Source organism: Mycobacterium sp. 852002-51961_SCH5331710 (assembly GCF_001665535.1).
Taxonomy (GTDB): domain Bacteria; phylum Actinomycetota; class Actinomycetes; order Mycobacteriales; family Mycobacteriaceae; genus Mycobacterium.
In genome coordinates this window covers 77867-90191 of sequence record NZ_LZSQ01000007.1, presented here as the reverse complement: position 1 = coordinate 90191, position 12325 = coordinate 77867, and the positions used below count along the sequence as shown (strand labels likewise).

Annotated in this window: 5 protein-coding genes; 4 read left to right on the top strand and 1 reads right to left on the bottom strand. The window is 62.8% G+C overall.

Annotated elements, in window-relative coordinates:
* The first annotated feature begins 75 nt into the window (after positions 1-75).
* From A5752_RS02040 to A5752_RS02030, 3 genes are all read left to right on the top strand, one after another.
* The gene (locus A5752_RS02040) at positions 76-9465 is read left to right on the top strand and encodes a hypothetical protein (protein WP_156613530.1); all 9390 of its coding nucleotides are present in this window, start codon (positions 76-78) and stop codon (positions 9463-9465) included.
* A 159-nt stretch (positions 9466-9624) separates the two neighbouring features.
* On the top strand, positions 9625-10401 hold the full coding sequence (locus tag A5752_RS02035) for an ArsR/SmtB family transcription factor (RefSeq protein WP_067081234.1): 777 nt from the start codon (positions 9625-9627) through the stop codon (positions 10399-10401).
* Positions 10398-11123 carry a DUF899 family protein gene (locus A5752_RS02030; RefSeq protein ID WP_197500520.1) on the top strand — a complete coding sequence of 242 codons (726 nt, stop codon included), beginning with the start codon at positions 10398-10400 and terminating at the stop codon, positions 11121-11123. The genes A5752_RS02035 and A5752_RS02030 overlap by 4 nt, the downstream gene beginning before the upstream one ends.
* 72 nt (positions 11124-11195) lie before the next feature.
* On the opposite strand, the gene A5752_RS02025 is transcribed toward A5752_RS02030, so the two are convergent.
* Entirely contained in the window at positions 11196-11858 is a 663-nt protein-coding gene (locus A5752_RS02025; protein WP_067081222.1) for an MBL fold metallo-hydrolase, read from the bottom strand.
* Between the two features lie 81 nt (positions 11859-11939).
* Between A5752_RS02025 and A5752_RS02020 the strand changes: the two genes are divergently transcribed.
* Positions 11940-12317 carry a hypothetical protein gene (locus tag A5752_RS02020; RefSeq protein WP_067081212.1) on the top strand — a complete coding sequence of 126 codons (378 nt, stop codon included), beginning with the start codon at positions 11940-11942 and terminating at the stop codon, positions 12315-12317.
* Positions 12318-12325: the final 8 nt, after the last annotated feature.

Here is a 12325-nt window from a genome sequence, read left to right as displayed (position 1 = left end):
TGATGTGTATAAGAGACAGGCGCTAGAACGATCGGCTCGGTTGTCCTGGCGACACGCGGCGATCGACTGGCGTTGTTGCGTACCCGGTACTCGGGTAGCGACGCGAAACCCGACCCTTACTACGCCGAAGATCTGAGCCTTGTCGAGATCGGCACCGACGGTCGCATCTGCGCAGGCGTGACCTTCGATGCCGACGATTTCGAAGCTGGGGTGGCCGAGTTGGAAACTCGGTACGTCGCGGGGGAGGCCGCCCCATGTGCACGGACGTGGACCGTGATCGCGAAGGGCTATGCCGGCCTCAACCATAACCAACTCGCCCCCACCATCCCCGGGTGGGTTAACGTCGACCGCAGACGGTTCGCACCGATCGCGGCCGGTCGGATCGGCGCTTACATCCGCGTGAATCAGGACGAGACGCCCGAGGTCAGAATCTACGCCGAAGCGGTGCACAGGATCTCTGAGCTCGGGGCGGTCGTGACCAGGGCTGTGAGCGGCACTTCACGCGAAGGGTTTTACGCGGAGTGGCGGGAGATCGACCTCCTGACGGTCAAGGGCGAGTTGCTCAGCCGTTGCGAGATATTCGACGAAGCCGACTTAGACATCGCGCTCGCGGAATTCGATGAGCTGAATGACCCGCGACCACGGCTGGAGAATGCCGCGAGCCGGACGGCAGAACGATTCCAAGTGCACCTCGCGAGGCGTGACTGGGACACCTTGAGGGCGTTTCTGACCGACGAGAGCCTCATTGAAGACCGACGACAGGTCGTCAGCGCTCCTTCGATACGCGGCGAAGATGATGAGATCGCCAACCTGCAGGCGATGGCCGACCTCGGCCTCACGGACGTTTCGTCAACGGTCATTGCCATCCGCGGCGAGCGGCTGGCCCTAAGGCGTACCCGCTTCTCTGCCGATGACCTCCACAGCGATGCCCTCGACATCGTCGGGGTGGACGACGACGGTCACCTCGTGGCATACGTGGGATTCGATCCCGAGGACTTCGACGGGGCCTTTGATGAGCTCGACGCTCGGTACATGGCGGGCGAAGCGACCGGTCATGCGCAGACGTGGTCGGTCATATCGGGTGTTTTCGCGAGTCTGGCTAGGCATGAAGTCCCTCCGTCGACGCCGGATTGGCTGACCATCGATCATCGGCGTGGAACACCGCTTGCCGGAACGGATCTGGGTGTAGTCGTAGCTTCGATTTGGGATGTCACGCCGGATCTCCAGAGCCACATCGAGACAGTGCATCGACTCGATGATCATGGGGCTCTTTGCACGCAAGTCTCGCGCGGAACAACGCCTGACGGCTTCCCGGCTGAGTGGCGGATGCTCAACCTGATGACGGTCGACGGCTCACTGGTGAGCGGATGTGAGCTGTTTGACGAAGCCGACCTCGAGGCCGCGATCGCGCGGTTTGACAGTCTGAAGCAACCGAAGCTCCAGCTCGAAAACGCCGCTAGCAGAGCGGCTAAGCAATTCTTGGCGCATTTCCAGGCGGACGACTGGAAAGCCATGTCGGAGTCGTTCGCCGAGAACTACTTTTTGGATGATCGCCGTCGGATCATCAGTTCGGGGATACGACATGGCCGTGACCATGCGATTGAAGATGTCCGCGCGGTCGTCGACGTCGGATTGTGGGCGAAGCTCTCGATGAGCACGATGGCAACGCGAGGCGGGCGGCTCGTCCTGCTGCACCTCCACGCCGCGGGGCCCGATCCGGGGGCGAGTCAATCCGACCTCCTCCAGGTCGTAGAGGTTGACGACGAAGGACGGTTTTCGGCAGTGGTTGTGTTCGATGTCAATGATATCGATGCCGCCTTCGATGAACTTGAAAGGCGCTACCTCGCAGGCGAAGCGGCGGCTCACGCGCATGCGTGGTCGGTCATCGCCGGTGCTTACTCCGCCGTGCTGCGTCATGAGTTGCCATCGACGACACCGGACTGGGTCAACGTCGACCACCGGCGGGTGACGTCATTCGCGCCGAACGAACTGGTGCCGTTCTTGAAGGCAACATGGGACGTGCTCGAAAGTGACATCCAGATTTATGTAGAGGCCGTGCATCGGCTCACAGACACAGGAGCGGTGGTCACGCGCGTCATCAAGGGGACGTCTCGCGAGGGATTCACCGCAGAATGGCGAGAGACCGGACTGTCGACGGTAGAAGGCGACTCGATCAATCGGTCGGAGCTTTTCGACGAGACCGATCTCGATGTCGCGCTGGCGCGGTTCGAGGAGTTGAACCAATCTGCTGTCCCGAAGAACACTGCGAGCGCGGTGCTCGCTCGCTATTGCGCAAGCTTCGGGGCACGGGACTGGGCCGCAATGGCGGAGACATTGGCCGCTGATGTGATCACCGATGATCGTCGTCGGGTCGTGAATGCCGGTGTCCGCCATGGACGCGATGTGCAATTGGCCGATAACCAGGCAGCGGCCGAGGTCGGCGCGGCTCAGTATGTAGCGGCGACCATCCTCGCGACTCGGGGCGACCGTCTCGTGCTCAGTCGAGTCCGTACGAGCAACAACAACACGCCGCCCGGTGAAGTCGGGGCGCAGATGCTCGGTATGCTTGAGATCGGCCCAGATGCCCGAATCGCGGCCCTGATTTGCTTCGACGACGACGACCTCGACGCCGCCTTCCGAGAACTCGATGCCCGCTACCTCGCCGGCGAGGCGGCCCCGTATGCACAGACGTGGTCAGCGATATCGGAGTCATTCGCCGCCGTCAACCGAGGCGAACTAGGCTCATACACCCGCGCCGCTCAAGGAAACACGACCGACCTGAAGACCTACGTCGAGGCGGTGCACCGCCTGGACGCGCGCGGGGCGGTCGTGTCGTACGTCGCGAAAGGAACTTCTGCTCAGGGCTTTCAGACCGAGTGGCGCGGTGTCAACCTTTCGACCGTCGACCACGGGCTCGTCAGTCACAACGAGTTGTTCGACGAGGCGGATCTCGACGCCGCGCTCGCACGTTTTGAGGAACTCGACCGGCCTGCTGTGCGCATCCTCGAGAACATGGCAAGCCGAGCTGTCGACCGCTTTCAAAGGTGCTTCGCCGCTCGCGACTGGGATGCCATGGCGGAAGTGCTGGCCGACGACGTCGCGGCCGTCGATCGCCGCCCTGTGATGGGTGCCGGTCTGCGATTCGGGCGCGCCCTCAACATCGGCGACTGGCAGTCGGTAGCCGAGGTAGGTTTCACCACCATCACATCGACCGTGATTGCCATACGCGGCGAACGTCTGACCTTGGGTCGCTTCCACATCTCCACTGCTGATGACACGTACCACAACGACGTACTCGGCATAGTTGAAATCGATGCTTCCAATCGGGCGTCAACGTGTCTCATGTTCGATGTCTCCGACATGGATGCTGCGCTCCAAGAGCTCGAATCCCGTTATCTTGCTGGCGAAGCCGCCGCGTACGCGCGCACGTGGTCGGTCATCGTCGACGTGTTCGCCGCGGTGAACGCGCACAAGGTGCCCGAGTTCGCGCCGGACTGGGTGAACGTCGATCATCGACGCAGTGTCGCGTTCGCACCCGGTGAGATGGCGTCGTACACCAACGCAGCCCAGGCGGATATGCCTGACGCGGCGCTTTACATCGAGGCAGTACATCAGCTCAATGACCTCGGAGCGGTCGTCACGTATGTCGCCAGAGGAACGTCGACCGAGGGCTTCCAAGCCGAGTGGCGGGAAGTGAGTCTCTCGACCGTCGACGGTGGCCGCGTCAATCGCAGCGAGTTGTTCGATCTAGCCGACCTAGACGACGCACTCGCTCGCTTCGACGAACTGACGCGTCCCGCGCCCCGGTCTGTGAACGCTGCCTATCGGATGGTCGAGCAGCTTTGGAGGCGCTTCGACGAGCGCGACTGGACCGCGATAGGGGGGTTACTGGCACTCGATATCTACGCCGAGGACCGCAGACGCATCATCAACGACGGGACCCGTCGCGGCCGTGAAGCTTTCGTAGCCAACATGCGGGCAGTCGCCGAGGTGGGCACTGGCGACATCACCTCGACCCCCATCGCGACCCGTGGGCAGCGCCTCGTCCTGGCCCGTATCCGAAGCGAACGATTCCACACCGATGTGCTCAACCTCGTCGAACTGGACGCAGGACAGCAAGCCATGACATCGACCGTGGTGTTCGACGGCGACGACTTCGATGCCGCGGTCGCCGAACTCGATTCGCGCTTTGGAGCAGGGGAAGCAGCGCCACACGGCCGCACTTGGACAGTTCTGGCAGAGGCATTCGCCGCGTTCAACCGGCACCAACTGCCCGCGACAACACTCGACTGGGTCAACATCGATCACCGAAGCGGGACTTCCATCGCGCCGGGTCAGCTGTTCCCGTATGTGCGCACCTCATGGGAATTGTCCCCGGACATCACCAATTACATCGAAACCGTGCACATACTCAATGACTTCGGCGCCGTCGTCACTCGAGTGGCAACCGGTACTTCAAAGGAAGGCTTCCTCGCCGAATGGCGAGTCATCACGCTTGCGACCTTCGATGGTGATCTGTTGAGCCGAGTCGAGTTGTTCGACGAGACCGACCTGGACGCCGCGGTTGCTCGATTCAAAGAGCTGAACAGATCGACGCCAACGTTGACCAACACTGCGACCCGGCTCGACGAGCGCTTCCGCGAACTGTTCACCAAGCGCGACTGGAATGCGATGTCGCAAGTCTTCGTTGACGGCCTCTGCCACGACGATCGCCGTCGGGTGGTCGGCACGGGCCTCTTGAGGGGGCGGGATGCCGAGATCGCGAACTTGCGCGCGACTGCTGATATGGGCACGACCACTGTGGCGTCGACCGTTCTCGCGACTCGTGGTCAGCACCTCGCGCTCACTCCAGTTCTGTTGCGCGGCAGGAATGCGCGACCCGACACCTATCGGACGGAGGCCCTGGTTCTGATCGGGTCCTCCACCGACGACCGGATCGCAGCCTTCGTCATCCTCGATGCCGATGACCTCGACGCCGCCTTCGCGGAACTCGACGTTCGGTACCTCGCAGGGGAGGCCGCCAGGTACGCCGAGGTTTGGTCGGGCATCGCGGACGCCTACGCCAAGTTCAACCGGCACGAGGTCCCTGGCTTGTCGAATTGGGTCACAACCGATCATCGGGTGCGCGAAACCTTTGCCGGGGATGGCCTTGCCGCATATCTGAAGTCAGGGTGGGATGTCACACCGAACAACAAGATGTACGTCGAGTGCGTCCATCGATTGAGCGATCGCGGTGCCGTCATCACACATACGGCGTACGGCGATTCGCCGGACGGTTTCTACGCCGAGTGGCGGATGGTCGCCCTCCTGACGATGAATGGCCCCGGTCGCACGAATCGCTGCGACCTGTTCGAAGAGGCCGACTTGGACACTGCCATCGCGAAATTCGACGAGTTGAGCGACTCCGCGCACCGACCGGTGAACGGCGCCACCCGCACTCTAGCTCGCGCTTGGGCGCGCTTTGAGGATCGCGACTGGGACGCGACGCGATTGATGATGACGGATGACTTCACCTCATACGACCGGCGCCAGGTGGTGAACGCCGGCGTTCGGCGAGGCCGCGCCACACACATAGAGAACATGCAGTCGGTTGGTGAGGTCGGATTCAAGAACGCCGGGTTCACCGTCATCGCGACTCGTGGTGAACACCTTGCGTTGGTCCTGAGTCGTTTCGCGGCAGATGAGATGCCGCGCGGCGAGATCGTTGCGCAAGCTCTCATGGTCATCGAGACAGACCCCGCGAACCGGCTGGTTTCGAATACCGTTTTCGACGTCGACGACATTGACGTGGCGTTCGCGGAGCTCGATGCCAAGTACGCCGCCGGCGAGGCAGCGGCGCACGCACGCACCTGGTCCATCGTCACAGAGGGCTATGCCGCCCTCAACCGCCATGAGCATTTCGACAGGAGTTGGGCCTTCGCTGACCATCGGAAAGGTACACCGTTCGCAGCCACAGCCTCCGCCGCCGCGGGCCATCCCGAGGTATGGGATGTAACGCCGGACTTGACCGCTCACATCGAAGTCGTGCATCACCTCAGCGATGAAGCAGTGCTCGTGACGAGCGTCGTCGGCGCTACTTCACGGGACGGCTTCGACGCCGAATGGCGATTCATCCAACTGTTGATGTTCGCGGGAGTTTCGGTCGAGCGATGCGAGTTGTTCGACGAGGACGACATCGATGTGGCCCTCGCGAGAATCGCTGAACTCAGCCAGTCGGCGCCGCGGCTCGACAGCGCCGCCGTCCGGGTGCGGATCAATGTCGCCGATGCTTACAACCGTCGAGATACGGAATCCTTTACCGCAAGTGCCGTCGGGCGCTACGAGGACCGCCGTCGAGGGCTGCGTGACGAGGGAGTGACTGATGCGAAGTATGCGCATGCGGTTCTGTCAGAGATACCGACGAGCTGGAAAGTCACGGTGGAGCCCGTCGCGATCAGGGGGGATCGTCTAGCGCTGACCCGAGAAGCGTTCCTCGACAACGACGATCCGACGCGGCCGATCACAGTCGAGTTGGTAGTGCTGACAGACGTCGCCGACAAGCAAGAAGACCTGCACACGATATTCTTCGATCCCGAGGACACGGACGCCGCCTATGCAGAGCTCGACCGACGTTTCCTCGCCGGGGAAGCCGCCCCGTATGCGCGGACATGGTCAGCGATTGCAGAGTCCTACGCCATGGTCAACCGCCGCGAGGTACCCGGCACACCGCCCGCGTGGGTAGATCATCGCTTGGTCGCCACCATTGAGGCAGCGGACCTGATTGCGAATCTGCGCGCGGCATGGGAAATGGCTCCCGACATCAGGTACCGAATTGCAACTGTGCACCGGCTCACAAAGCTTGGAGCGGTCATCGACCATTCGGTGAAGGGGCACTCGGACAAAGGATTTCCCTTTGACTACCGCGAGCTGGCGCTCGTCACGGTCGACGGCGACCGTACCGACCGCTTCGAGATGTTCGACGCAGGCGACCTCGACGCCGCGTTCGCGCGCTTAGACGAACTCAGCCGAGCCCCGCGAATTGAAAATGCGGCGACGCGTGTATGGGCCTCGGTTGCGGATGCGTTCAATCGACGAGACTTGGACGGCTACCTCGACCTCGTCAGCGCTGAGCGTCAAGTGGACGATCGCCGGAAAGGCTTGCAAGCTTTGATCGCCGGTCCCGATCGTCGCGCACACTCCCGTCTCATGTTCGAACTCGCCCCGCCCGGCTGGCGGATGGAGATCCGGCCCATCGCGGTCAGGGGCACACGCCTCGCACTACTTCGCGTGTGTTGGGTTGACGAAAGCCTGCCCGAGCGACCAGTGACGAACGAACTCCTGGTGGTAACGGAGCTGAGCACCGGTGGATTGATTGATCTGATTGTGGCGTTCGATCCGGCCGACACTGCAAGCGCCACACAAGAGCTCGAATCACGTTATCTTGCTGGGGAAGCCGCCCCGTATTCGCATACCTGGTCACTTCTCCTACGGCTCTACGACGCGTATTCCCGGCACCAATTGTCTTCGTTGACAGCAGACTGGGAAATCCTTGACCACCGCCGAGGGATCACGTCCCCGGCCGGTGACCTGTTCGCTCTGACCCGCGCGGCATGGGAGACAACTCCGGAACTCACCATCTCTGTCGCCGCCGTGCACCGACTGAGCGAGCTTGGCGCGCTTGTAACGGCCTCAGCGCATGGGGTCTCGCAGGACGGATTCTCCGGGGAGTGGCGAGATGTTCACCTCTTCACATTCGACGGTGACGCGATAAAGCGCTGCGAAATCTTCGATGAGGACGACCTCGACACCGCACTCGCGCGGTTCGACGAACTCAGCGAGGAGCGGCCGAGGCTGGAGAATACGGCGACTCGCATGTGGGAGCGTCTGGCTGACGCTTTCAATCACCATGACGTTGACGCGTTCCTAACCCTCACCTCACCGACCGGATGCATCGATGACCGCCGAAAAGGTCTGCAGGCTCTGCATGGTCCGTCGGAACGCAAAACGGCTGCCCTCGCGTTGTTCGAGTCACCGCTGACATGGCGGACGGAGGTCGTGCCGGTCGCCATAAGGGGCACGCGGCTCGCGCTGGCCCGTCAGATATATCGCGACACAGCCGAAGAGAGCCGACCAATCACCGTGGATATCCTGACGGTCGTCGAGATCAACGACGACGGCTTGCTGGGCGACTTCGTCAACTTCGACAGCGATGACATTGACGCTGCCTTCGAAGAACTCGAAACCCGTTACCTCGCCGGCGAAGCGGCCGCACAAACACGAACTTGGTCAGCGATCGCCGATGGCTACGCCGCCTTCAACCGGAAAGAGCTCTTCCGCACCACTCCGGACTGGGTGAACCTCGACCACCGCCGCGGCGGCACCTCGTTCGGGCCCGGTGAACAGATCGATCTGGTCCATGCCACGTGGGATGTCGTCCCGCAGATCCACGCGTACGCCGAGGTGGTGCATCGGCTTGACACTCTCGGAGCGGTCGTCACCCAGGTCGTGAAAGCGACGTCACAGGCCGGCTTCGACGGTGAATGGCGAGAGCTGGTCTTGCTCATCATCGACGGTGACGCGATCAGCCGCTGCGAGGTGTTCGATGAGGCGGATCGCGATGCTGCGCTTGCCAGATTCGGCGAGCTCAACCGTTCGGCACATCGGCTGGCCAACGCGGCGACGCGGACCCGCGCACATCTGGTGGCCGCGTTCGGTCGTCGCGATCTCGACGCTTTCTGTTCCTTTCTCACCCCGGACGGGCGATACAACGACTGCCGGAAAGGTCTGCGCGACGAGGGACTACTGAAACAGGATTTCGCTCCCACCATGTTGACCGAAGCACCTGATAGTTGGCAGTGGACATACGAACCGATCGCCATCCGCGGACAGCATCTCGTGCTATGTCGTGACTGGTTCCGCGACACCGACGCGCCGGGCCAACCCGTCACCGTCGAAGATCTATCGCTCACCGAAGTCACCGAGGATGGACTGGTCTGTTACTCAGCTGTTTTCGACGCAGATGAGCTCGATGCGGCGATGACGGAACTGGATGCCCGCTGGATCGCCTCGGGCGAAGTCGCGCATCCGGAGGTCATCGAAACAGCGCGTCAGGTGAATGCTGCCTATAACCGACACGATTGGGACGCGATCGCCGCGCGTGAAGCTGGCGCCACCTATGTCAATCACCGGCAACTGACGAGTGGAGACGCAGAAACGATCGACGTTCACGGTCTTTCCATCCGCGCGTTGGCAACGCTCATTCCGGACCTGTGGGTCGAAGCCGCCGAGATCATCGTGCACTCGGCCATCGGCCTAGTGAGCAACCTGGTCGTGAAGGGCACCACGACCGAGGGCACCGCAATCGAGCTTCCCGCGATCACCCTGATCCTCTTCGAAGAAGATTGCGTCACTCGGTTGGAGGCCTTCGACGTAGGCCAGCGCGACTTGGCCTTGGCACGCTTTGCAGAGCTCAACGGATCCGCCTAGCCGCGCCGAACGTGCGGTGAGATCGGAATTCGCCGCTAATTTTCGCGCTGAGTGCACGTTCGGTGACGGCTGATGACGTCCTGACCATTGACAGGCAGCCGTATGGCTGCCTATTGTCGGACATGCAGCTAAACGGCTGCATATAACCAGGCGGCAGGAATGGACGACGTTTTCAGAGCGCTGGCCGATCCGAACCGGCGCTTGCTTCTCGACAGCCTCAACGACCGCAACGGGCAATCGTTGCGGGATCTGTGCTCGGGACTGTCGATGGCTCGCCAGTCGGTGAGCAAGCACCTCGCCGTGCTCGAGGCGGCCAACCTCATCACCACTGTGTGGCGGGGGCGGGAGAAGCTGCACTACCTCAACGCAGAACCGATCAACGCGATCGCCGACCGCTGGATCAATCGATACGACCGCGCGCGCGTGCAGACGCTCGCGGACCTCAAGACAGCATTGGAGATTCACCCGATGAGCAGCAGCGAGTTCGTCTACGTCACCTACATCCGCACCACGCCCGAACGCCTGTGGCGGGCGATCACCGACCCCGCCTTCTCCAATCGGTACATGGGCCATGCATTGGTATCGGACTTCAAAAAGGGTTCGGAATACGTGTGGTCCGACTGCAGCGGCCTGGAGATCAAGGATTCGGAGCAGGTGATTCTCGAGTCGGAGCCGTTCCGCAGGCTCGCGTTCACCTTCCACACCTTCGTACCCGAACTGGTGACACTGGGGCTCGACGAAGACGTCGTGAAGAAGGCTGCGACCGAGCGCAGGTCGAAGGTCACCTTCGACATCGAACCGGTTGAGGACGGTCAGGTGAAGCTGACGGTCGTGCACGACGACTTCCCGCCGGAAAGCACTGTGCGCGGCTTGATCTCCGGCGGATGGCCGTGGAAGCTGGCCAACCTCAAGAGCGAATTGGAGGCGGCGTCGTGACCGCGAAGCCCGCCGTCGTCGACCGCGCGGCGTGGCAGGCCGAGATCGACGCGCTGCGGATCCGGGAGAAGGCCCACACCCGCGAAGGTGACGCCATAGCCGCCGCCCGCCGGCGCCTTCCGATGGTCGAAATCGACGGCACCACAACCCTTATCGGTCCACGCGGACCGCTCACCTTGCTCGACGCGTTCGAGGGGCGCTCCCAGCTAATTGCCTACTACTTCATGTGGCACCCCGGCCACCCTGCGCCCGAGCAGTGCGAGGGCTGCACGTGGTGCGCCAGCCAGGTCGCCGAGCTGTCCTACCTTCACTCGCGAGACATCACATACGCGGTGTTCTGCCAAGGGCCCTACGACGAAAGCCGACGCTACCGCGACTTCATGGGGTGGCAGATGCCGTGGTATTCCGCGCAGGACTCGCTCGAGACCCTGCTAGTCGGTCGCCAGAAGAACCTCATGCATCTGGTCTGCTATCTGCGCGACGGTGACCGCGTCTTCGAGACCTACTGGACGACTCGCCGCGGCGTCGAAGTCATGGACTACAGCCTCGCGCTGATGGATCTCACCGTGTACGGACGTCAGGAAGCGTGGGAGGAATCGCCGGCGGGCTGGCCGATATATCCGCTCGCAGACGACCTTCAACCCATGCGCAGCAACGGACGACCGATCCCTCACTGGCCGCGACTCGAGGCCGGGCACGACGATGCGTTGACAGGGGAGTGACACACCACAGCCATCTGTGAAACCAGCGACGCAATTTCGCGAAAAGCGTCGTCAGTTTCACAAACGAAACCGCTACGACGGCACGGTCGCCAGCGCCTGCGCCACGCACTCGGCCCACGACCGGGAATCGACCACCGCCCACGCCGTCTCACCACCGAACGCGCTGGAGATCACGAGGTCCGGGTCGACGGTGCCTAACAACTCCACACTCGCGCGCAGCTGACCGGCGTCGCCGCGGCCCGGCACCAGGAACGTCGCCCACGTGCCCGAACCCGTAGGGAACATCGTGTCGCCGGTGAACAGGTATCGCTCGCCGGTCACTCCGGTCACGAGATAGCTTGTGCTGCCGGGCGAATGCCCCGGGGTGGGAAGCGATTCGACACCATTGTCGTCGACGTCCCGCACATCACCGATGACCACGTCGACGTAGCCGTGCTTGGTAATGGCTTCAAGCTCCGCGGACGGCGCGTGCAACCGGCGCCCGAACCGATCCGCGATCCGGGCCAGGTTCGGCCCGGCCTCGTCGAGATGCGACAGATACTGCGCGCTGACCCCGCCGAGCGCGTCGATCGCATCGAAATCGGCTTCGGTGGCCGGACTGTAGAACAGCACGTTGCCACGCGGCCCGCGCCACAGATACGCGTGCGTGGTGAGGCCGGGAAACGGCGTATCCATCCGGGTCTGCCACAAGTCGTCGCGCAGTCGGGTCAGTTCCTGTGTCGTTGAGCTAGCCATGTACCGACTCTGCGACCTGAACCACTGTTGAGGTCAAGCGATTCCCCGGAAAACACCGCGGCGGGATGTCACCATCGGAACATGGTGCGTCCACACGTCGCCGCTCTGACCGCCGCCCTGACGGCAGCCGCCGGGCTGATCGCCTTCGCTCCGGACGCGTCGGCGGTCTGCTACTCCGCCGATTGCGTGCCCAACGTCGCCCGCAACGTCATCGGGGGAGCGCCGTGCCGGCCCGGCAAGTACTTCAACTACGGGCTCGGCCCCGACGGCGCGACATTCGTCTGCAACCGGGTAGGCGTGTGGACACCCGCCGGGCCCCTCATCGGTATCCACAACGTCGCGATGGACTGCGCCCAACCGAACGCCTCGGCTCAAGGCTCCGACGGGGTGGCGTTCGTGTGCACCGACATGGGTGGCGGCCACCTGAAGTGGGCGCACCGCATCGACACCGCGGAGTGATCCCACAC